The sequence below is a fragment of the Bacillus aerius genome, from assembly GCF_029894105.1.
In the GTDB taxonomy this organism is placed as follows: domain Bacteria; phylum Bacillota; class Bacilli; order Bacillales; family Bacillaceae; genus Bacillus; species Bacillus altitudinis.
Genome location: NZ_JARYHO010000001.1, coordinates 2,007,527 through 2,029,851, shown reverse-complemented (window position 1 = coordinate 2,029,851; position 22,325 = coordinate 2,007,527). Strand labels below are relative to the sequence as shown.

Below are 22,325 nucleotides of genomic sequence, written 5' to 3'. Positions count from 1 at the left end.
GCGGTGCATCAAAAAATTGCCGCCTAGTCATGCAAACAAATATTCGGTACACTAGAATGAGAGGTGGATACCAGATGAAGAAAAAAACAATGAACGAACTCATAGAAGAATTAAAAAAAGACGAACAGGTCGAGCATTGGCATGAAATTGAAGCGAAGCCTGCACTGACTTCTTCAATTCCTGAAAGAGTCAATGACAGGCTCAAAGTGGCGCTTGAAAAAAGAGGTGTGAGCGAACTGTACATTCATCAAAAGGAAGCCTTTGAACGTGTGATGGATGGTGAGAATGTGGTGACTGTGACACCTACAGCTTCAGGTAAAACGCTTTGCTACAATCTGCCAGTTCTTCAGTCGATCGCAGAAGATCAGACAAGCCGCTCCCTCTATTTATTTCCAACAAAAGCACTTGCGCAAGATCAAAAAAGTGAATTAAACGAAATCATTCATGAGATGGATGTTCCAATTCACAGTGAAACCTATGACGGGGACACCTCCCCAGCGATTCGCCAGCGCGTCAGACAGGCAGGACATATTGTCATCACAAATCCAGATATGCTGCACTCAGCGATTTTGCCTCATCATACGAAATGGGTCAGTTTATTTGAGAACTTAAAGTATATTGTCATTGATGAACTTCATACATACCGAGGCGTGTTTGGCAGTCATGTCGCCAATGTCATTCGAAGACTAAAGCGAATTTGTGCATTTTACGGAAGTGACCCGACCTTTATTTGTACATCAGCGACCATTGCGAATCCGAAAGAGCTTGCAGAGCAGCTGACCGGAAGCAAGGTGCATCTCATTGAACGAAACGGAGCACCTAGCGGTAAAAAGAATTTTGTCTTTTACAACCCGCCAGTCGTCAATAAGCCTTTAAATATTAGACAAAGTGCGGCCACTGTTGTGAATCAGCTCGCTAAAACATTTTTAAAAGAAAAAATTCAAACGATTGTTTTTGCTAGAAGTAGGGTAAGAGTTGAAGTCATCCTAAGTCATATTCAAGAACTAGTGAAAAAAGAAATTGGTCCTAAATCGATCCGTGGTTATCGCGGGGGCTATTTGCCGAAAGAGCGGCGCATGATTGAAAAAGGCTTAAGGGAAGGAGACATTCTCGGTGTTGTCAGCACAAACGCACTAGAATTAGGAGTAGATATTGGACAGCTAAAAGTCTGTATCATGACGGGATATCCTGGCAGTGTAGCGAGTACGTGGCAGCAGGCTGGACGAGCTGGAAGGCGTCATGAGGAAGCACTCATTATCATGGTCGCAAGCTCATCGCCACTTGACCAATATATTGTCAGACACCCTGAATACTTCTTTAACAGACCACCTGAATCGGCAAGAATCAATCCTGAGAACCTTATCATCCTAGTCGATCATCTAAAATGTGCGTCCTACGAGCTACCGTTTCGAGAAGATGAACAGTTTGGCGGTATGGAAGTAGAAGAAATCTTGCAATATTTACATGAAGAAGGGGTTCTTCATTTCAGCGGGAACCGTTATTATTGGTCAGATCAATCGTTCCCGGCTCATGGCATCAGTCTGAGATCTGCAAGTCAGGAAAATGTCGTCATTGTCGATCAATCCGATGTAGCGAACGTTCGAATTATTGGGGAGATGGATCGATTCAGTGCGATGACTTTACTTCATGATGAAGCGATTTATTTACATGAAGGGGTTCAGTATCAAGTGGAAAAGCTAGATTATGAACATCTTAAGGCTTATGTGAAACAAGTCGATGTAGAATATTATACAGATGCGAATTTAGCAGTTCAGCTCAAGGTGCTTGAAATTGATCAAACAACAGAAAAAGAGGCGGTATCTGTTCACTACGGTGATGTGACCGTCAATGCAATGCCGACTATTTTCAAAAAAATTCGATTATCAACCGGGGAAAATATCGGTTCCGGCCCGATTCACTTACCTGAAGAAGAGATTCATACGAGTGCTGCTTGGTTTGAATTACATGAAGCAGAGCGGACATTTGAAGAAAAAACACTTGAACAGCTCTTGCTCGGTATTGCCAATGTTCTTCAGCATATTGTTCCGGCGTTTGTCATGTGTGACCGTTCAGACATTCATGTCATTTCTCAAATAAAGGCAGCCCATACCGGGAAACCGACCGTATTTTTATATGATCATTACCCAGGTGGAATCGGTTTAAGTAAAGAGGTCCATGCTCGCTTTGATGAAATTGCTCGTGCAGCCACTCAGCTGATTGAGCGATGCAGCTGCGAGAACGGCTGTCCATCTTGTATTGGCATGGAAATGAAAGAGATCGATGGAAAAAGCAGTATCATTCAATTGATGGCAGGATTTTAAGGAAAGGGGGAAAAGACCTACTCATGTCATTAAAAGGAAAATTAAACAGAATGAAAAAACACCTGTCGCACAATCAGTCAGATGAAAAGCGTGGGGCAGTAAAAGAGGGACAAACGCCCACTGTGACGGCTGAAACCATTCCATTTCTAAAAGAGTGGGGGGAATTAGGTGCAGCTCCTTACTACTTTGAAGACTCTTTCTGCCTCATTCGGGAAGTGACCTATCCACTTGACCATCAGCATGGGCGATATTCATTTGCAGAACTGCCGGAGATGGTGAGTGCATGGAACAAAAGTGAGATTCAGCATTCACTTTCTGCAAAAGGCTACAAGCCTCACGAGCTATTTTTCTTCGATACAGAAACAACAGGACTATCTGGCGGAACGGGAAATATGATTTTTCTACTTGGGCATGCGAGAGTTTATTCAGATAAAGTGGTGGTAAAACAACATCTGCTCACGAATCCAGGAAATGAAGCGGCACTTTACAAAAGCTTTCTTAGTGAGGTGGATGTCGAATCACTCGTGACATATAATGGGAAATCGTTTGACTGGCCTCAAGTCAAAACGAGGCATACATTATTACGCGATCAAATACCTGCTCTACCTGAATTTGGTCATTTTGACCTTCTGCATGGGTCAAGGAGATTGTGGAAACATAAATATGAGCGTATGGCTCTTTCGGTTGTAGAAAAAGAGGAACTGCACGTCAATCGAGAGGGAGATACACCGGGGTTCCTCGCACCAATGATCTATTTTCACTTTTTAAAGGAACAAAACCCGAAACTGATTGAAGGAATTTTGACTCACAATGAACTTGATGTCTTATCGTTAATCAGTCTCTACATTCATTTGTCTAAAAAAATCTTATCCAAAGATGCGGTGAAGGAAGACGATGAGAAATATGCATTAGCTAAGTGGCATCTTGCTCACCGTGATGTGCAGGAAGCAACAAAGCACCTGCAAGAATTAACGGGAGCAGCGTTTGAGCATGCGGATCAAGCAGCTTATGACCTATCATTACAGTACAAGCGATTAAAACAATGGGATGAAGCGGCATGCATATGGAGACGTCTATTTGAATCAAGTGATGTTCATTTAAGATTAAAAGCGGGTGTAGAGCTTGCAAAGTATGAAGAACACCGTCAAAAAGATCCAAAAGCAGCCCTTTCCATTACCCAAACATTGTTATCACAATCGTCTTTAAGTGAACGAGACATTGTGGAACTTGACAAGCGAGAAAAGCGGCTCTTAAGAAAAGCTGGGCAATGAAATTATTGCCTGGGAAAGCGCAAAAAATGACAACGTTCGGCTCTCGGCCGAAAATAAAAATTGTTTAGCACTTTTATTGTAGAAAAGTCACGAATCCTGTAAAATAACGTTAGATATTGAATGAGGAGCGTAGAGCATGTATAAGGGTCTTTTCTACTTGTTTTTTCTTGTTGTCATATTGGTCGCTTTTGTGTTTTCAAACCATAAAGATGTTTTTCTTACAAACTTTTAAAATAGGTTAATGCATTAGTACATGTACACCTCTTGATTCATACATTATTAATGTAAGAAAATCAAGGAGAGGGGAATGCTACATGTACCATCATCATCATTGCAATCCAAATGTTACACAGCCAATTGTACATCCAACGAATCACTGCTGTACGCACAGTGAGTCAACTACAATTGTGCCGCACATCCACCCGCAGCATGTAACAAATGTTCATCACCAGAATTTCCAACATGTTCACTACTTCCCGCATACGTTTTCTCAGGTGGACCCGGCAACACATCAACACTTTAACTGCGGTGGACCTTGCTGTAACAGATAAAGTGAAATGGGACTTTTATAAGTCCCTTTTTTTAAAAGTAGGTGAAAAAATGAAAATTATTGCTGTCACAGGGTACAAGCCATTTGAGCTTGGGATCTTCAAACAAGACGAGCCTGCACTTCAATACATAAAAGCGGAACTTCGGAAAAGGCTGACGGCACTCATTGAAGACGGGCTGGAATGGGTGCTCATTTCAGGTCAGTTAGGGGCAGAAATATGGACAGCTGAAGTGGTCTTTGAGCTTCAAGAGGAGTTTCCAGATTTAAAACTTGCTGTCATTACACCATTTTATGAACAGGAAGAGCGCTGGAATGAACAAAATAAAGAGCTGTATGAAGGCGTTCTTGCACAAGCTGATTTTGTAGAAAGTGTCACGCATAGACCGTATGAAAGTCCGGCACAATTTAAACAAAAGAACCGCTTTTTTATTGAAAAAACGGACGGCCTTCTCGTCTTATATGATCCCGAGCACGAAGGCTCGCCAAAATATATGATCAAAGAAGCTGAAACCTATACCGACTACCCAATTATGTATATCACAATGGATGATTTAAGAGCACAGGTTGAGGCGGAAGATCCGTTTTTTGACTAAAAGCAAGAGAAAATTTGACAACGTCACGTATTTCTGAAAAAATATACTATGAATTCACGATATGAGGTGAAAAAGATGCTTGCTGATAAAGTAAAGCTTTCTGCGAAAGAAATTTTAGAAAAAGAATTTAAAACAGGTGTCCGAGGGTATAAACAAGAAGAAGTCGATAAATTTCTAGATATGGTCATTAAAGACTATGAGACATTCCATCAAGAAATTGAAAAACTCCAACAAGAAAACCTTCACTTGTCAAAACAGCTTGAAGAAGCGGTTGAGCAAGGGAAAAGACAGCCTGCACAGTCCAATACAACAAACTTTGATATTTTAAAAAGACTATCTAATCTTGAGAAACACGTTTTCGGCAGCAAACTTTATGATTGAGTAATACCAAAAAAGCTTGTGTCAGATGACATTGTCGTTTATAATAACGCATGTTGATTAACGTTCGGGTAATCGCTGTAATGCTTTGACATTGCAGAGGAAAGTCCATGCTCGCACGGTGCTGAGATGCCCGTAGTGTTCGTGCCTGGCGAAAAAATAAGCCAGGGCAGCCTGGGAAAGGCTGACGGCAGGAAAAATGCCTACGTCCTTTAGGATATGGCAAAGTATCCTTGAAAGTGCCACAGTGACGAAGTCTCACTAGAAATGGTGAGAGTGGAACGCGGTAAACCCCTCGAGCGAGAAACCCAAACTTGGTAGGGGAACTTTCTCAAAGGAACCAAACGGAGAGAAGGACAGAGAATTCTGTAGATAGATGATTACCACCTGAGTACGAGGCTTTTGCCGTTTGCAGTACGATGGAACAAAACATGGCTTACAGAACGTTATATCCGTTATCATAAACATGATGAAATCAAAGCTCTCCTATTTCTACATATGGAGAGCTTTTATCTTGATTAAGAAAAGAACGAGAAAACAGGTGATAAACAAATGAAAACCTATACACTCATCGCAACAGCGCCAATGGGAATTGAAGCGATAGTTGCAAAAGAAGTAAGAGACCTTGGGTATGAGTGCACTGTAGATAACGGAAAAGTCATTTTTCAAGGAGATGCACTTGCCATCTGCCGTGCGAATCTATGGCTGCGTACAGCAGACCGAATCAAGGTCCAAGTTGCTGAATTTTCGGCCAGGACATTTGATGAGCTTTTTGAACAGACTAAAGCCATTGACTGGGCCGCATTTTTACCGAAAAATAGCACATTTCCCGTCATTGGTAAATCTGTTAAATCTCAGCTTGCCAGTGTGCCGGATTGTCAGCGCATCGTCAAAAAGGCTATCGCGCAAAAACTTAGATCGTCTTACAACATACAGTCTGAATGGCTAGAAGAGACAGGCCCTGAATACAAAATCGAGGTAGCGCTTTTAAAAGATAAAGTATTGCTGACGCTTGATACGTCTGGTGTGGGTCTTCATAAACGTGGATACCGTGCAGATCAAGGGGGTGCGCCGATTAAAGAAACCCTTGCAGCGGCGCTTGTCTTATTAACGAACTGGACACCTGACCGTCCGTTTGTCGATCCTTTTTGCGGATCAGGAACAATTGCTATTGAAGCAGCGATGATTGGACAAAACATTGCCCCTGGATTTAACCGTGAGTTCGCATCTGAATCATGGGAATGGATCGGTGAGGACGTTTGGAACAAAGCACGCCTTGAAGTAGAAGAAAAGGCGAACTATGATCAGCCGCTTCACATTATCGCGAGCGATATTGATCATCGTATGGTAGAGATTGCGAAACTGAACGCAGAAGAAGCTGGTCTTAGTGAACTGATTCAATTTAAGCAAATGCAAGTGAAAGACTTTCAAACAAAAGATGAGTATGGTGTGATTGTCGGAAATCCGCCTTACGGTGAACGTCTCAGCGATAAGCCAGCTGTGGAAAAAATGTATCAAGGCATGGGTGAAGCATTGAAAAACTTAGATACGTGGTCCATTTACATTTTAACGTCACATGAAAAATTCGAAGAGTGTTTCGGAAGAAAAGCGACGAAAAAGAGAAAACTGTTTAATGGATTTATTAAAACAGACTATTATCAATACTGGGGAAAACGCCGGCCTAGAAAGCAAACAACTGAATCGTAACAAATGTCCACACCACGAGAAGGTGTGGATTTTTTTATGCTAAAACGGTATAAGTCTTGACGGGACGGAATAAACTGAACTTGATTTTTAAAAAAGAGGTGTCTTCATGATTCATTATGATCAATTTCAGTTAATTCAAAAAGCACTCGCTTCAACAGCCCGAGAAATAGAGGGGATTGAAACGGGACAATCTGCTAAACTTACGGCAGCCATCGAGAACTTAGCAATGGCTCAAAACTACATAGACCATTCAGAGCACGCATTTTTAATGAAGGAAAGCTACCAGCATCGCCTGCGCTCTTAAAAAAAAGATTGTCATACCCCAGCATAAATGTTACTATTGAATGTCTGAATGATTCAAAAGTTGGGGGTTGAAGCAGGTGACAGCATCTCGTTTGCCTTTTTCATTAACAAAAGAACATAATTTTTACGAAGAACTGGGCAACTGGATTGGTGATGTGTTTTATGACATTTTGCCAGAAAAGGGCTTTGATCTTCGAGATGAACAAATATTCATGGCTTTTCAGTTAGAAAGGGCCTTTAAAGAAAAAAGTGTGATGTTTGCCGAAGCTGGGGTAGGCACAGGCAAAACAATCGTTTATCTTTTATTTGCGGTCACATATGCAAGATATACAGGGAAACCTGCGATCATTGCATGTGCAGACGAAACGTTAATTGAACAGCTGGTCAAACAAGAAGGTGATATCTATAAAATTGCCAATCACCTTGATATTCAAATAGATGCGAGATTAAGTAAATCGCATGATCAATATTTATGCTTAAAGAAACTAGAGAAAACGATGCAACGTGAAGATGATGAGAAGTGGCTCGACATTTATGAATCGCTTCCTTCATTTGTTCATGAATCTCATGGGATGCAGACATTTTATCCGTATGGTGATCGAAAAGAGTATCCAGAATTAACAAATGATGAGTGGTCAAGAATTGGTTATGACTCTTTTCAGGACTGCTTAACGTGCGACATGCGGCACCGCTGTGGCTTGAATTTATCAAGAGACCATTACCGAAAAGCAACAGACCTCATCATTTGTTCTCATGACTTTTACATGGAGCATGTATGGACAAAGGAGTCACGTAAACGTGAAGGACAGCTGCCGCTCCTTCCTGAGCATAGCTCTGTTGTATTTGATGAAGGGCATCTTCTTGAGTTTGCAGCACAAAAAGCGCTAACATACCGAGTGAAACAATCAACACTTGAGACGTTTTTGGAGCGTCTTTTGCAAAATGATATTCGTGAAGAGTTTGCAGAGCTTGTTGAAGATGCACTTGCAACAAACGATCAGTTCTTTTATCTCTTAAAAACGAATGCCAAAGAAATCAAAGGATCACACCGTCTTGAAATTGGTCGTGTAGATGAGGTAAAGCGTTCAGCAAGTGAATTATGTGATTTGCTTGAGAAGATTGGAGAAGCGCTCGTATTTGAATCAGAGATGTACACAATTGATCAATACGAATTGTCTGTTGTGGAAGAGTACATTGAACAGATGGCGTATTCTTTGTCGCTTTATCAGAAAAATGCCATTAGCTGGCTGGAGAAGCAGGAATTAGATACAACCTTTGTCGTCATGCCAAAAACGGTAGCAGAAGTTCTCGGTGAAAAGGTATTTTCGCAAAAAATCCCTTATATTTTCTCATCTGCTACGTTGTCTGAAAATCAATCATTTGATTATTTAGCTGAAAGTCTTGGGATCAAAGATTATTTATCCATGAGTGTGGCTTCGCCGTATGATTATGAGGAGCAAATGCAAATGTATTTCCACGGAATTCAGCAGCCAATGACAGAGTCAGCTGTAAAAGGTCAGCACGTGCTATCTCAGATAAAAGAAAATGGCGGTCGATCTCTTATTTTATTCCCTTCATTTGATGAACTGCATGTATTTAGAAAGCAGCTTGATGCATCAAATGAATCACTGCCTTTCCATGTGTATTTTGAAGGAGACGAGGAGATCAGTACCATTGTTCAAAAGTTCCAAGCGGATGAAACATCTGTGTTATGTTCCGTTCACTTGTGGGAAGGGCTGGATATTCCAGGACAGTCTCTAACAAATGTGGTCATTTGGGGACTTCCATATCCACCGCATGACCCAGTATTTGAAGCAAAACGGAATGAAGCGAAAGATGCATTTACTGAAGTGGATCTTCCGTACATGTTGCTTCGTCTAAGGCAGGGCATTGGTAGACTGATTCGGACAAGCCAAGATGCTGGCAGCATTCATATTTACTTTGGCAGTCAGAAAGATATTGAGCTGCAAAGTAAAATTGAATCCGTTCTTCCAGTAAGGCCAGTGATCTCTTAATGATAGAAAACCATTCAATAAGAGGAGGATACGATCAGCGTATCCTCCTTTTTCATTGACAAAAGAACATTTATTGAAGTAGCCTTGAAACGTACATACATATTTTAATGATTGGGGGAACGAACGCATGAGTCTTGAATCAAAAGAGAAAGCGTTTTATCAATTGCTAGGAAAAATCGCCCATTATACAGAGGCGCTTCATTTACTTTATTGGGACTCTCGAACACAAGCACCTAAAAAAAGCGCTGATTTCAGAGCAGAAACCATCGGTCAATTATCCAGCGATATCTTTAATATGAAGACTTCTGATGAAATGAGAGATCTTCTTGATGCATTAAATAAAGAGAAAGAAAAGCTGTCAAAAGACACGCAGAAGGCACTCGAATTATCGCAAAAAGAATATGATGAAAACAGTAAAATTCCAAAAGAAGAATTTAAAGAATACTCCATTCTTCAATCAAAAGCAGAACATGTTTGGGTAGAAGCAAGGGAGAAATCAGATTTTTCACTCTTTGCACCCTATTTAAAACAGCTGATTGATTTTAACAAGCGTTTCATTCAGTACTGGGGCGTGAAAAAAACACCATATGATGTGCTGCTCAATAATTACGAGCCGGATATGACGGTTGAACAACTCGATCAAAAATTCGGTGCACTTCGAGACGCCATCGTTCCTCTCGTGAAAAAAATTGAAGCTTCGCCAAATAAACCGGATACTTCGTTTTTATCGAAAAGCTTCCCGATCGACAAACAAAAAGAGCTGAGTCTCTTTTTCTTAAAAGAGTTAGGGTATGACTTTGACGCAGGACGACTTGATACAACGGTTCATCCATTTGCTGTGACATTAAGCAGAGGGGATGTACGTGTGACGACGCGTTATGATGAGCACGATTTTCGCATGGCGATCTTTGGCACCATTCACGAATGCGGCCACGCCATTTATGAACAAAATATTGATGAGGCACTGAGCGGAACGCTCTTATGTGACGGCACATCAATGGGTATTCATGAATCACAGTCTCTTTTCTTTGAGAACTTTATCGGCAGACATGAAGATTTCTGGAAAACGTATTATCAAAAGCTGCAAGAGGCATCTCCTGAACAATTTAAAGATGTCACTTTAGAAGAATTTGTGCATGCGGTGAATGAATCGAAGCCGACTTACATTCGAATTGAAGCAGATGAACTCACGTATCCACTTCACATTATTATTCGCTATGAAATTGAAAAAGCCATTTTCAATGAAGAAGTAGCCGTTGAAGATCTGCCAGCGTTATGGAATGAAAAATATAAAGCATATCTTGGCATTACGCCGCCTAACGATGCGCTTGGTATTTTGCAGGATGTTCACTGGTCTGATGGTAGTTTTGGTTATTTCCCTTCATATGCACTTGGTTATATGTATGCGGCGCAATTAAAGCAGCAAATGATCAAAGATTTACCGAATTTTGATGAACTGATTCAAAATGGGTCTTTTGCACCGATAAAAGAATGGCTAACTGAACATGTCCACAAGCACGGAAAACGGAAAAAGCCATCTGAGATCATTCAAGACGCAACTGGTGAAGAATTAAATGTTCAATACTTAATTGATTATTTAACAGATAAGTACACGAAACTGTATTTATCATAAATGAAAGGCACCCTTTAATCAGAAGGGTGCTTTTTTGCTGCTTGAATATTCTAAAAACGAACGTTTAAAGCTTAATGATTATTTAAGTTCGGTATTTTTCTAGAAAAGTGCTTTCCAAGCGTCTGAAATCTTGTTATAATTTGAACACTATGAAACACTCATATAATCGCGTGATGAAGGCACGCAAGTTTCTACCGGACACCGATACCGTCCGACTATGAGTGAGCAAAATGAAACAGCTTTTGTATGAGCTGAAGATCCCGTGGATCGTTTTCGCATTGCTTGCTCCTTAATGGACAGCAATGCTTTTTTTATGCAAAAAAATGAAAGTTGCTAATATGCTGGGAGGAAGAATGATGGAATTGTTACGTCAAAAGATCGAGAACGAAGGAATCGTTCTGTCAAATCAAGTGCTAAAGGTAGATGCTTTTTTAAATCATCAAATTGATCCTGTGTTAATGCATGAGATCGGTCAAGAGTTTGCTAGATTATTTAAGCATGATGGAATTACTAAAATTATCACAATCGAATCTTCTGGTATTGCACCTGCTGTCATGGCTGGGCTTGCCCTTCATGTGCCAGTTGTTTTTGCCCGAAAGCGGCAATCACTGACTTTAACGGATAACCTTTTGACAGCAAGTGTGTATTCTTTTACCAAAAAAGTAGAAAGTACGATCGCTGTCTCTAACACGCACCTTAGTGAGGATGATTGTGTGTTAATCATCGACGACTTTTTAGCAAATGGAGAAGCCGCTAAGGGACTAGCTGCAATCGCAAAGCAAGCGAAAGCAAAAGTAGCTGGTTTTGGAATTGTTATCGAGAAATCATTCCAGCCTGGAAGAAAAGAGCTTGTGCAAATGGGCTATAGAGTCGAGTCACTCGCACGTATCGAATCGCTCGAGGAAGGAAAAGTCACGTTTGTACGCGAGGTACAATCATGAGTGCCGCTAAAAAAGCCAAAACCCTTTCGCTAGGGATACAGCATGTACTGGCGATGTATGCAGGTGCGGTTCTTGTCCCGCTCATTGTTGGAGATGCGCTTGGGCTCACGCCAGCCCAGCTGACGTACTTAATTTCGGCAGATATTTTCATGTGCGGTGCCGCCACACTGCTTCAAGTATGGAAAAACCGCTTTTTTGGCATCGGTTTGCCTGTTGTACTAGGCTGTACATTTACTGCGGTCTCTCCTATGATTGCGATTGGCTCTAAATATGGAATTTCGTCTATATATGGAAGTATTATCGCCGCAGGGTGTATTGTCATTGCTCTTTCATTTTTCTTTGGGAAGCTTGTGAAATTCTTCCCGCCCGTTGTCACAGGTTCCGTCGTCACGATCATTGGAATTACCTTAATTCCGGTAGCCATGAACAATATGGCAGGTGGTGAAGGAAGTGCAGACTATGGTTCTTTTGAGAATCTTGGACTTGCTTTTCTTGTATTGTTTATCATTGTCCTTCTCTATCGATTTACAAAGGGATTCATGAAAGCCATTGCCATCTTAATCGGCATTCTACTTGGGACAGCAGTTGCTGCTTTCTTAGGGAAGGTGGAGACGGCAGAAGTGGCGAATGCACAAGTTTTCCGCATCATTGAGCCTTTTTACTTTGGGTTGCCTACTTTTGAATTTGCACCAATCATGACAATGACATTAGTTGCCATTGTGTCATTAGTCGAATCAACGGGTGTATACTTTGCGCTCGGAGATTTAACGAATCGTTCATTAAAAGAGAAGGATTTAGCAAAGGGATATCGTGCAGAGGGAATTGCCGTCTTATTAGGCGGTATCTTCAACGCTTTTCCATACACAGCCTACTCCCAAAACGTTGGATTGATCCAATTAACAGGTGTGAAGAAAAATCAGGTCATTGTGGTGACAGGGGTATTATTAATGGTATTTGGCCTTTTTCCTAAAATCGCGGCATTTACAACGATTATTCCAAAGTCCGTTCTAGGCGGTGCAATGGTCGCCATGTTTGGCATGGTCATTGCGTATGGGATTAAAATGCTCTCACGCGTCGATTTTGCCAAACAGGAAAACTTACTCATTGTCGCATGCTCAGTTGGCATCGGGCTCGGAGTAACGGTGGTACCGCAAATGTTTGAGCATTTGCCAGAATCGATTAAATTGTTAACAAGTAACGGAATTGTCGCCGGAAGCTTTACCGCTATTTTGCTTCATATTATTTATCACATGATTCCTTTTAAAAAAGAAACAGAGCAGGAGCTAATGGAAGAACCTAAGCAATCTGTTATGTAATCACTTCTCTTTGGAGAGCTGAAAGCCCGCATCCTTTGGATACGGGCTTGTTGTGATTAGCGCTATTAATGTTGTACCGGCGGCATTGTTTCGTTAATGACTGCAAATGTATAGCCCCTTGCTTTTAGTTGTGTAATCAGGCTATCTAAATAGTTCGTGGTAGAGGGTTGATCATGCATTAAAATAACTTTTGGTTCCCATGGTTTATTTTTCTCAAACATTTGCAGTTGATTCAATACCTCTTGAACATATTGTGAGTTTTTATATCTCCAGTCAAGGCTATCAATCGTCCAATCCCAGTAAATAAAGCCATTTTGGTTTAAACGTACTTTTTGATCATATGTTAAATTTGGAACACTGCCATAAGGTGTTCTCACAAGACGGGTGTAAACGCCTGTAACAGAAGCAAGAATGAGCTGAGCTTCTCTCATTTCATTTGCGGGAGACTCACTGTTCTGATAAAAGCGGTTTATATCATGCGTCATGCCATGAAGCCCTAATTGATGTCCTTCTTGATAAAGTCTTTTCACAGCTGCTTGGTGAGCTTGGATTTGCGGTCCAAGCATGAAGAATGTCGCCTTCACTTGATGTGCTTTTAAGACATTTAACAGCTGATTTGATGTAGCAGAAGGACCATCATCAAATGTTAAAAAGACCGTTTTATTCGTTGTCTGTTGGTTTGGATTGGTCCTAAATTGTTGATCCAATGTTCTTGTAGAATGATCTTTTGCTTTCAGACTGATACTTGTGTCTCGGAAGTCACTGCTAGTAACAATTTTTGCTTGCCCATTTGTCGCCTGCGAATATCCCAGATAAAAACGAGAAACAGTGTAAGAAGCACTAAACCAATTATCTTCGAGAGAAATATCGTGTTGTAGGGTGTCTGTTTTTTGGACACCTTTTTCATGACAATCACTCCAGTCAATTAAATTTTGTGCCGAATCATGTAGTAGATTCTATCTTTTTTCACTGTTTTTCATGGTGTTCATATTGATTAAGTATACAGGAAAAAACCCCCTTTTTATATATAATCATCAAATAAATTAGCATTTTATGGTTATTTATTTGTGTTGATCAGAAAAAAGGTGATCCATTCATGTTTAAATGAAATAATTCTGAATAATGATCGAAACGTTGATGTTTATACGCTAAGATAGCAACAGATTTAACCATTAATGCGAAGTGAAAGGAGATTCCGTATGAAAGTGTTGTATAATGACGATTTCATTGAAAAAAGGGTGCTCATGTGGATATTGGAGATAGAGGCTAGCAATCGCGAAATACATAGAGAAAAGCTCTTACCCTACAAAATAAAGAAGAAACAAAAGAAAGCAAAGTCAGTACAACTGAATCAGAGATTGGCTACTATGTAAAAGGTGAACGTGAAAAGTCATTTGCTTATTCCTTTCATACAGCACTTTTACTTGAAGTAAAGGTGGGGTTTGTCTACGGTCCTTCTCATTTGAGAGGTGTTTTTTTGCATAAAGCTATGTTAAATAACTCTATTAAAATTGCATAAAAAAAGCAGGTTCGCTTGGCTTGGAACGAACCTGTGAAGGAGGAAAACTACATCATGTTTTCACCTATATTATCCAATATTTATCAATTGTCGTCAAGACAAAAAGTTAGACGGAGGAAAATATTTTGACTGAATTGTGTCGTTTTGGCATGTATATCCTTTTTTTGATTGGGGATATTAACCGAAAAAAGAGGTGAAGCCGATGGCATACATTCTTTCAGTTGGAACAAGTCTGCCAAAACATCATGTGGATCAGCAAGCAGCTGCTCAATTTGCAAGGTCTCAATTTAAACGATCGTTTAAAAATATTGATCGGCTATTAAACGCTTTTAATAATGGCGAAATAGAGAGCAGGCAGTTTGTACAGCCTATTGATTGGTATCAAGAACATCACTCTTTTGAAGAGAAAAATAATCTCTATGTCGAAAAAGCATTGGCTCATGCGAAAGAAGCCGTTTTTCACTGTCTGCATGAAACAGCGTTCCTTACAAAGCCAGTTCCTTTTGATGAGATTGATGCTTTGTTTTTCATCTCCAGTACAGGGTTATCAACGCCAAGTCTTGATGCCAAGCTGATGAATGTTCTTCCATTTTCTCCTTATACGAAACGAGTGCCAATTTGGGGGTTAGGATGCGGGGGCGGGGCGGCAGGCTTATCTCGAGCTTATGAATACATCAGGGCGTATCCAGAAGCGAAAGTGCTCGTTGTTGCCTGCGAGCTTTGCAGCCTCACTTTTCAGCCGCAAGATCAATCAAAAAGCAATTTAATTGGAACCTCGCTGTTCGGTGACGGGACTGCGGCCGTTCTTTTAACTGGAGAAAAGGCAGCATCTGAGTATACGCGGTTAAAAACAGTACCTAAAGTGCTTGGCACGCAGTCAGTGACCATGAAAGATTCTGAGGATGTGATGGGATGGGATTTTACCGCCGACGGATTTCGGGTCATCTTTTCACGTGATATTCCGTCCATCATTTCTGGGTGGTTAAAAGAGCAAGTGGATCAATTTTTACATCAGTTAGGGTTTTCAACAGAGGATGTATCCGTTTTTCTTGCTCACCCTGGAGGGAAAAAAGTGATTGATGCCTATCTTGAAAGCCTATCTTTACAAGAGCATCAGCTATTTTCTTCAAAAGAGGTTCTGAAACAGCATGGAAACATGTCCTCTGCCACCGTTTTATATGTCATGAAGCATTTTCTTGAACATCAGTCACTAGATGCAGGACAGGTGGGGCTTTGCGGAGCACTTGGTCCAGGCTTTTCGTCAGAATTATTGCTCATGAAATGGGAGGGGCTCTCGTGATGATTTTCTGGATAGTGATTGGCATTTTCATTTGTCAGCGTCTCATTGAAATGCTTGTGGCGAAAAGAAATGAAAAGAAAGTGAAGGCGCTCGGAGCGATTGAATTTGGTGCAAGCCATTATCCTTATATGGTCGCTATGCATGCAGCTTTTTTCCTCTCGCTTATTGGAGAGACATGGCTGCTGCATCGTCAACCGTCTCGTTTTTTCCTATTGCTGCTTGTGTTTCTGCTTGCGACCCAGGTGATTCGGTACTGGGCACTATGTTCACTTGGGACGTTTTGGAATACAAAAATCTTAGTCGTTCCAAATGCGATGATTGTGAAAAAGGGGCCGTATCGCTGGTTAAAGCATCCTAACTATGTGGTGGTGGCGATTGAACTGATGTTCATTCCGCTGCTATTTAACGCATTTATTACTGCCATTTTGTTTACGTGTTTAAATGGATGGATGATGATGGTCAGAATACAAACAGAAGAAAAAGCACTGAATCAGTATTTATTAAATTAATATTGAAAATCATTATCAATTGTGCTACACTTTCATTAATGATAAACATTCTCAATCATGAAGGATGGACGGTGATCACATGACAATGATTTTCTTACTCGGTACGGTCTGTGTATACAGCTTATTGATTGGCTTCGTATTAAAAGGTGTTTCAAAAAAATCTGCTTCCTGATTGCAGTCCATTGTGACTGATCGGGCAGCAGATTTTTTTATTTCCTCAGATCAGAAGAAAAATCTCTTTATTTTGTGTAAAATGGTACACATACATAACTGACTTTTCTAAAAACAAAGGGGTTTATCGTCATGAAAGACTTGTCTATTCGAGATTCGCTCGTTCAAACTACAGGTGCTTTATATCAAAGCCTTCTGAAAAGGGATGATCACGAGCGCGCAGCCAAACTTGCATCTATTATGAAAAAGGAAGCTGAAGAAGAAGTATATATCGCATTTACCGGCCACTATTCTGCTGGTAAGTCATCACTAGTGAATCATCTTCTTCATGATCACATCCTGCCCACAAGCCCAATTCCAACGAGTGCAAACTTGGTTGTTGTCAGGAAAGGGGTCAGTGAAGTTCAGCTCCATACGTCTGATGGACGTTTTGCAAAAATGAGCGGTTCTTATGATAAAGAAGCGGTGCAGCGTTTTTGTAAAGATGGGGAACAAATTGAGATGGTGGAAATTAGCGGTGATTATAGTGGACTTGAAGAAAAAGTGGCACTCATTGATACACCGGGAATTGATTCAACGGATCATGCGCACTTTTTATCCGCTGCTTCTATTCTTCATCAAGCGGATGCTCTTTTTTATGTCGTTCATTATAATCATGTCCATTCTGAAGAAAACATTCGCTTCATTCGCTCGATTAAAGAGAAAGTGCCCAATCTTTATTTCATCGTCAATCAAGTGGATCGGCATGATGAACAAGAGACAACTTTTGAAAACTACAAAAAACAAGTCGTTGAGATGCTTTTAAAAGAAGGCATTGAAGAAGAACATCTATATTTTACTTCTGTGACGGATGAGGCACACCCAAAAAACGAAATGATCCGTTTAGTGAAGAAACTACAAGAATTACAAACCATGCCTAAAGCATCACTTCGAGCCTATACAGAGCAGAAAATCGAACATGTTTTAAAAGAACATATAGACTCGTTAAAAGAAGAACTGCATGAAGAGGACCTTGATAAGCAGCTTCAAGAAAAAAGGAATGAAGTGCAAGAACTAGAAGAGAAACGCCGATTTATTGAAAATGGAGCAAAGCAGTTAGAAGATGAAGTGTCTTCTGAAGTAGAGAACATCTTAAAAAATGCAAACCTCACGCCATTTAAGATGCGAGAGCTTGCAAGTGACTATATCGAATCGAAAGCACCTGGCTTTAAAGTGGGTTTACTTTTTGCCAAAAATAAAACCGAGCAGGAAAAGGAAAAGCGGGCAAATGATTTCTTAGCAGATGTCAAAAAGAGAATGAAAGCGGAAGTTGACTGGCACATTGCCGAGCTCCTCAAAAAAGAAATAAAACAGCATCAGCTTGGGGAAGCGTTATTAGACAAAGCCATGGCATTTGAGACACCTATTGAAGAATCCCTGCTTGAAAAGGTCATTCACCAAGGGGCAACTTTTTCTAACGAATATGTTCTTCAATATGCGAAAGATGCTGGTGAAGCATTGAAAAGACAGGCGAAACAGCAAGCACTTCAATTGATTGAACAGATGATTGAAACCTTGAAAGACCAGCTCAAGAATGAACAGGAGAAGCAAGAGGAAAAATGGGAGCAAGCGAAACAAGAGCTTCAGAGCCTTGAGGAGTATAACGAAAAAAATGAACAAATAAGACAGGATATTCAGCATTTATGGGATATTTGGCAAAACGGAACGGATGAGCCTATCCCAGGTGACTGGTTTTATGCGAAAAAGCAATGGATGCAGCACGACCAGCTGGAGAAGAATCGCGCATCAATTCATGTTGAAGAGAGCGATCAAGCTGCTGAACGGACAAAGCGCGATCAATACCGCCAATCACAGCATTTAACAACAGCACAATCGATTGCACAATTTAAAGAGCTTTCCCGCATTTTATCGCCTTTAGATATTCTAAAGTCTCAAAGAGATTCCTTTGAAAAACGAACAGAACGGCTACAGGCAAAAGAATTTACACTCGCTTTATTTGGCGCTTTTAGTTCTGGAAAATCTTCTTTTGCCAATGCGCTTGTTGGACGGAAGGTGTTACCATCATCTCCTACGCCAACAACTGCAACAATTAACAAACTGACACGACCTACGGAAGATCATCCTCATGAAAGTGTCAAAGTGGTGTTTAAAACGAAGCAGGACATTCTAGAGGAACTCGATCAGATTCTTGGATTTTCGATCACAACAGAAAAAGGAGATTCGTTTAAGGCAAAGCTGGAAAGAGTGCTGAAAAAACGGCAGCTCGAACAGGATCACCGAATCATTGTAGAACATTTTCTACAAGCCTATGCCAAGTTTCATGATGACATTGACAACCAAACCAATTTACATGTCACACTTCAAGAATTAAAGCCTTATGTAGCGGAAGAATCTGTTTCTTGTGTGGTGAAGGAAGTGACGGTGTATTTAAGTACACCTCTGACAGATAAAGGGCTGACGATTGTCGATACACCAGGTGCAAGCAGTATGAATAAGCGTCATACAGAAATCGCCTTCCAGTATATGAAGGATGCAGACGCCCTTCTTTATTTAACGTATTATCAGCATTCTTTCTCAAAAGCTGATCGCTCATTTTTACGGAAGCTTGGACTCGTAAAAGATTCCTTTAGCATGGATAAAATGTTCTTTATCATCAATGCAGCTGATTTGGCTAAGGATCAAGCAGAGCTTGAAACCGTATTTGACTATGTACGAAGCGAGCTCACAAAAGAAGGCATCCGCAATCCAAACCTGCATCATGTGTCTAGTAAGGAAGAGATCGAAGGGAAAGAGCCGACATCTTATAATCAATATGCAACACTGAGAAAACAGCTCGACTATTTTATCGAGGAAGAATTAACGAAAGATGCCATTGAACTTTTGCATTTTGAAGCTAGTACATTATGTACAACGGTCGATAGACTACGTGCGACCTTGCATCAATCAGAAGATGAGAAAGAAGCTGAAAAGAAAAACATCAAGACATCCTATGAAGCCATTCTCGAAAAAATGCAAGATGTGAAACGGTCTAAGCTTGTGACCGAAAGCGTAAAAAAAGACGTGCACGAACAGCTCTATCATATTGTACAGCGGCTTTCATTATTTGCGAATGATCTATTAAAGTCGGCCTTTTATCCTGGCATATCTCAAGGGAATTTTGGTCAGCAGTTAAAAATGGCACTTGAGAAAGCGTTAAAGGAGTATGAATTTGAATTTGTGCAGGAGCTCAAGGCACTTGATATCCGAATGGAATCGTTTATCCACCATTATTTCCAGGAGGAGTGGGAAAAAGGGATGCAGGCTGCATGTGCGGAAGATCCTTACTTTTCTCTCAGCCTGTCAGCCCCTGAGGAGAAAAATGCTGAGCTAAAACAAATTGAAGTTGAAGCAGAGATTACACCATTTGAGCCGCTTTTAAAGAAACAAAAATCAGCGAAAGCCTTCTTTGAACAAAATGAAAAGGCTACGTTTATTGAAGCCATTCGAGATGTTCTACATCAAATGACAACACGTTGGGCAGATAACGAAAAAGAAGAGTTGCTGAGCAGATATGAAAAGCTAGTGAAGACCTATACGGAAAGGTACGAACAAGATGCTCTCCAACAGCTCAATGAGCAAAAACAGACATTTATGACGAGCCTTACAACAGATGCTGAAAAACAGGCGGTCATTGAACAAGTTTATGAACAAACAAATGAATGGAAGAACCAGTTGAAAACGATATGATTCATGGTAGACTATATAAAAAAGAAAGCAGTTGATAGACGATGACGAGCGTACACGAAGAAATTTCTGCACATTCACAGAAACAACATGCCCACATCCAATCTTTTCTTGCACTTGAACAAAAAAGAGAGCAGGCGATTGAATCGGCTGTGAAAAAATGTGAACACAATGAACCATTTTCAACAGATGAGATCAACGCCATTACGTCTAAAATGAATGAGCTTGCCCGAGGCGGAATTGTTCCGCTTCGTAAACATGTCACGATTGAGATGGTGGAGGAATACACCCAGCGTAAACAGAAATAAAGAGTAACTTTCTCATTTTTGGTCATCTTAACAAATGAACCAGAAAGGGGAATGATCATGGCAAAAAAGCAAAACGTAAAGCAGCAGGAGGAGCGCATGCCGAAGGAAAAAGGCATGCCATCCTACGCAGAAGCGGAAACGAAAAAAATGCAATATGGTAAAAAGTAATCGGGCTGCCTCTTCTTTATCAAAAGAAGAAGGCGCCTTTTTTATGTTCGTTTCGATGTTCTATGATAGAATAGGAGTATTGTTTATAAAAAGGGAGTTTAGATGAATGAATAAACACGTACTACTTGTAGATGGCATGGCACTTCTTTTTAGGTCGTTTTATGCGACGGCTGTCCATCGCAATTTTATGATAAATGATCGTGGTGTGCCGACAAATGGAGTGAATGGTTATTTGAAGCATTTGTTAACAGCTGTCCAAACATTTGAGCCGACTCATATCGTATGCTGCTGGGATATGGGGAGCCAGACATACCGGAACGAATTGTTTCAAGATTATAAAGCCAATCGAGGCGAGGCGCCTGTTGAGCTTATCCCACAGTTTGATTTAGCAAAAGAGGCGACAGAAGAACTGGGGATCATGAACATTGGTGTGAAAGGTTTTGAAGCAGATGATTGTATTGGAACGCTTGCATCAATCTATCAAAACGAAGCACATGTGACCGTCTTAACAGGAGATAAAGATTTGCTGCAGATCTTGAATGAACAAGTGACCGTGGCTTTAATGCAAAAAGGCATCGGGAATTATAAGCATTACACAAAAGCCCTTTTTGAAGAGGAAATGGGCATATCTCCAAAGGCGCTGATTGATATGAAAGCGCTGATGGGTGATGCTAGCGATAATTACCCTGGTGTAAAAGGAATCGGCGAAAAAACAGCATTGAAATTTATTCAAACGTATCAAACGATTGATCGACTGTTAGAAAATGTTCATGCATTAACGGCAGCTCAGCAAAAGAAAATGCAAGCAGGATTAGAAGATTTGAAGCTTTCTCGTATACTGGCAGAAATTAAATGTGATGTACCACTCAGCTGTCCGATTGACGAAACAAAAATAAAAATGGACCCAGAGCGGGCAGCGACAATGCTTCGCTTGCATCAAATCAAAGGGATCGAACCAATGGTTAACCGCTTAAGTCAATTAGGAATCAGTTAAGGTTGTTCTTATGTAGAAAAGAAACAAAGGGCTACATGTATTAGCCCTTTGTGTTGCTTTTTTTCGCCTTATTTTCTAATTGCGATATTGGCTGTTTATCTTTTGTTTGCGCATCACCTTGAGGAGTCGTTCCGTTTGTGACACGGCCTCTGTTCTCTTTATCCAATTCGTATCACCTCACACATTAGCATAACCAAAAGAAAAGCGATTCATCCTTTTGAAAGGTGAATCGCTTTTCTAGCGAGCTGATCAGCCACTTGATTTTCCTTGCTCGGAATCCACTTAATGAAAAATAAATCAAATTCGCTTTGAAGCTGCAGCATTTCTTCGATAAAATGACGAAAAGATGGATTTTTAGCAAATCCTGCATTGGCTGCACGATCCACTACTTGTGAATCAGTGCGGAATGAAACGGTCCGTAATCCTTTTTCTACGCAAATTTTCATGCCTTCAATGAGCGCGGAAAACTCTGCTTCATGATTGCTCATGATGCCAAGAGGAATGGAGAAAGACTCAGCTTTTCCGTCATATTTCAAGAATATGCCGATGCCAGATGGACCTGGGTTTCCGGCACTAGCACCGTCAATATATATTTCAGCTGGCAA

Annotated in this window: 19 protein-coding genes, 1 other RNA gene, 1 pseudogene and 1 riboswitch; of the genes and pseudogenes, 18 read left to right on the top strand and 3 right to left on the bottom strand. The window is 40.6% G+C overall.

What is annotated here, in order from left to right:
* The first annotated feature begins 74 nt into the window (after positions 1-74).
* The 12 genes from M2353_RS10355 (at position 75) to pbuX (ending at position 13,028) form a co-directional block, all read left to right on the top strand.
* Complete coding sequence (locus tag M2353_RS10355; RefSeq protein WP_024718534.1) at positions 75-2,321, top strand: DEAD/DEAH box helicase; 2,247 nt, start codon at positions 75-77, stop codon at positions 2,319-2,321.
* Positions 2,322-2,344: 23 nt separating this feature from the next.
* Complete coding sequence (locus tag M2353_RS10350) at positions 2,345-3,592, top strand: ribonuclease H-like domain-containing protein (RefSeq protein WP_096881564.1); 1,248 nt, start codon at positions 2,345-2,347, stop codon at positions 3,590-3,592.
* Between the two features lie 314 nt (positions 3,593-3,906).
* Positions 3,907-4,143 carry a spore coat protein CotD gene (gene cotD, locus M2353_RS10345; protein WP_072368252.1) on the top strand — a complete coding sequence of 79 codons (237 nt, stop codon included), beginning with the start codon at positions 3,907-3,909 and terminating at the stop codon, positions 4,141-4,143.
* Between the two features lie 49 nt (positions 4,144-4,192).
* Positions 4,193-4,735: an SLOG family protein gene (locus tag M2353_RS10340; RefSeq protein WP_202394241.1), complete on the top strand. Its 543-nt coding sequence runs from the start codon at positions 4,193-4,195 to the stop codon at positions 4,733-4,735.
* 75 nt (positions 4,736-4,810) lie between these two features.
* Complete coding sequence (gene gpsB, locus M2353_RS10335) at positions 4,811-5,116, top strand: cell division regulator GpsB (RefSeq protein WP_008344631.1); 306 nt, start codon at positions 4,811-4,813, stop codon at positions 5,114-5,116.
* Positions 5,117-5,176: 60 nt separating this feature from the next.
* Positions 5,177-5,557, top strand: an RNA gene (gene rnpB, locus M2353_RS10330) — RNase P RNA component class B.
* A gap of 108 nt (positions 5,558-5,665) precedes the next feature.
* Positions 5,666-6,820, top strand: coding sequence for a THUMP domain-containing class I SAM-dependent RNA methyltransferase (locus tag M2353_RS10325; RefSeq protein WP_039165648.1), 1,155 nt, complete (start codon positions 5,666-5,668; stop codon positions 6,818-6,820).
* A 106-nt stretch (positions 6,821-6,926) separates the two neighbouring features.
* A complete protein-coding gene (locus M2353_RS10320; protein ID WP_017359721.1) occupies positions 6,927-7,124 on the top strand; it encodes a hypothetical protein in 198 nt (65 codons plus the stop codon).
* A 76-nt stretch (positions 7,125-7,200) separates the two neighbouring features.
* The gene (locus tag M2353_RS10315) at positions 7,201-9,138 is read left to right on the top strand and encodes an ATP-dependent DNA helicase (RefSeq protein ID WP_284725389.1); all 1,938 of its coding nucleotides are present in this window, start codon (positions 7,201-7,203) and stop codon (positions 9,136-9,138) included.
* A gap of 127 nt (positions 9,139-9,265) precedes the next feature.
* Positions 9,266-10,771 carry a carboxypeptidase M32 gene (locus M2353_RS10310; protein ID WP_024718539.1) on the top strand — a complete coding sequence of 502 codons (1,506 nt, stop codon included), beginning with the start codon at positions 9,266-9,268 and terminating at the stop codon, positions 10,769-10,771.
* Between the two features lie 138 nt (positions 10,772-10,909).
* A riboswitch (purine riboswitch) is annotated at positions 10,910-11,009 on the top strand.
* Between the two features lie 118 nt (positions 11,010-11,127).
* Positions 11,128-11,712, top strand: a complete 585-nt coding sequence (gene xpt, locus M2353_RS10305; protein WP_008346333.1) for a xanthine phosphoribosyltransferase — start codon at positions 11,128-11,130, stop codon at positions 11,710-11,712.
* Entirely contained in the window at positions 11,709-13,028 is a 1,320-nt protein-coding gene (pbuX, locus tag M2353_RS10300; protein ID WP_007500846.1) for a xanthine permease PbuX, read from the top strand. Before xpt ends, pbuX begins: the two co-directional genes overlap by 4 nt.
* 65 nt (positions 13,029-13,093) lie before the next feature.
* Here pbuX and M2353_RS10295 read toward each other — a convergent pair.
* A pseudogene (locus M2353_RS10295) lies at positions 13,094-13,935 on the bottom strand (polysaccharide deacetylase family protein).
* Positions 13,936-14,749: 814 nt separating this feature from the next.
* On the opposite strand from M2353_RS10295, the gene M2353_RS10290 reads away from it, so the two are divergent.
* The 6 genes from M2353_RS10290 (at position 14,750) to M2353_RS10265 (ending at position 21,720) form a co-directional block, all read left to right on the top strand.
* Positions 14,750-15,847: a type III polyketide synthase gene (locus M2353_RS10290; RefSeq protein ID WP_284725388.1), complete on the top strand. Its 1,098-nt coding sequence runs from the start codon at positions 14,750-14,752 to the stop codon at positions 15,845-15,847.
* Positions 15,847-16,356 carry an isoprenylcysteine carboxyl methyltransferase family protein gene (locus tag M2353_RS10285; protein WP_039165631.1) on the top strand — a complete coding sequence of 170 codons (510 nt, stop codon included), beginning with the start codon at positions 15,847-15,849 and terminating at the stop codon, positions 16,354-16,356. Before M2353_RS10290 ends, M2353_RS10285 begins: the two co-directional genes overlap by 1 nt.
* A 64-nt stretch (positions 16,357-16,420) precedes the next feature.
* Complete coding sequence (gene fbpC / locus M2353_RS10280) at positions 16,421-16,528, top strand: Fur-regulated basic protein FbpC (RefSeq protein ID WP_306172627.1); 108 nt, start codon at positions 16,421-16,423, stop codon at positions 16,526-16,528.
* Between the two features lie 131 nt (positions 16,529-16,659).
* On the top strand, positions 16,660-20,253 hold the full coding sequence (dynA, locus tag M2353_RS10275) for a dynamin GTPase (protein WP_284725387.1): 3,594 nt from the start codon (positions 16,660-16,662) through the stop codon (positions 20,251-20,253).
* Positions 20,254-20,294: 41 nt separating this feature from the next.
* Positions 20,295-20,558 (top strand): YpbS family protein, encoded by a 264-nt coding sequence (locus M2353_RS10270; RefSeq protein ID WP_008346351.1) that lies wholly within the window; start codon positions 20,295-20,297, stop codon positions 20,556-20,558.
* A gap of 274 nt (positions 20,559-20,832) precedes the next feature.
* A complete protein-coding gene (locus tag M2353_RS10265) occupies positions 20,833-21,720 on the top strand; it encodes a 5'-3' exonuclease (RefSeq protein WP_096881554.1) in 888 nt (295 codons plus the stop codon).
* Positions 21,721-21,760: 40 nt separating this feature from the next.
* Here the strand turns inward: M2353_RS10265 and M2353_RS10260 are convergent, their stop codons facing one another.
* Both M2353_RS10260 and M2353_RS10255 read right to left on the bottom strand, forming a co-directional pair.
* Positions 21,761-21,886: a hypothetical protein gene (locus M2353_RS10260; RefSeq protein WP_008346357.1), complete on the bottom strand. Its 126-nt coding sequence runs from the start codon at positions 21,884-21,886 to the stop codon at positions 21,761-21,763.
* 43 nt (positions 21,887-21,929) lie between these two features.
* Positions 21,930-22,325 carry a reverse transcriptase-like protein gene (locus tag M2353_RS10255; RefSeq protein WP_017359712.1) on the bottom strand — a complete coding sequence of 132 codons (396 nt, stop codon included), beginning with the start codon at positions 22,323-22,325 and terminating at the stop codon, positions 21,930-21,932.

Coding starts and splice junctions, on each gene's coding strand:
- M2353_RS10355 (WP_024718534.1), top strand. CDS start 75: ATGAAGAAAAAAACAATGAACGAACTCATAGAAGAATTAAAAAAAGAC.
- M2353_RS10350 (WP_096881564.1), top strand. CDS start 2,345: ATGTCATTAAAAGGAAAATTAAACAGAATGAAAAAACACCTGTCGCAC.
- cotD (WP_072368252.1), top strand. CDS start 3,907: ATGTACCATCATCATCATTGCAATCCAAATGTTACACAGCCAATTGTA.
- M2353_RS10340 (WP_202394241.1), top strand. CDS start 4,193: ATGAAAATTATTGCTGTCACAGGGTACAAGCCATTTGAGCTTGGGATC.
- gpsB (WP_008344631.1), top strand. CDS start 4,811: ATGCTTGCTGATAAAGTAAAGCTTTCTGCGAAAGAAATTTTAGAAAAA.
- M2353_RS10325 (WP_039165648.1), top strand. CDS start 5,666: ATGAAAACCTATACACTCATCGCAACAGCGCCAATGGGAATTGAAGCG.
- M2353_RS10320 (WP_017359721.1), top strand. CDS start 6,927: ATGATTCATTATGATCAATTTCAGTTAATTCAAAAAGCACTCGCTTCA.
- M2353_RS10310 (WP_024718539.1), top strand. CDS start 9,266: ATGAGTCTTGAATCAAAAGAGAAAGCGTTTTATCAATTGCTAGGAAAA.
- xpt (WP_008346333.1), top strand. CDS start 11,128: ATGGAATTGTTACGTCAAAAGATCGAGAACGAAGGAATCGTTCTGTCA.
- pbuX (WP_007500846.1), top strand. CDS start 11,709: ATGAGTGCCGCTAAAAAAGCCAAAACCCTTTCGCTAGGGATACAGCAT.
- M2353_RS10290 (WP_284725388.1), top strand. CDS start 14,750: ATGGCATACATTCTTTCAGTTGGAACAAGTCTGCCAAAACATCATGTG.
- M2353_RS10285 (WP_039165631.1), top strand. CDS start 15,847: ATGATTTTCTGGATAGTGATTGGCATTTTCATTTGTCAGCGTCTCATT.
- fbpC (WP_306172627.1), top strand. CDS start 16,421: ATGGACGGTGATCACATGACAATGATTTTCTTACTCGGTACGGTCTGT.
- dynA (WP_284725387.1), top strand. CDS start 16,660: ATGAAAGACTTGTCTATTCGAGATTCGCTCGTTCAAACTACAGGTGCT.
- M2353_RS10270 (WP_008346351.1), top strand. CDS start 20,295: ATGACGAGCGTACACGAAGAAATTTCTGCACATTCACAGAAACAACAT.
- M2353_RS10265 (WP_096881554.1), top strand. CDS start 20,833: ATGAATAAACACGTACTACTTGTAGATGGCATGGCACTTCTTTTTAGG.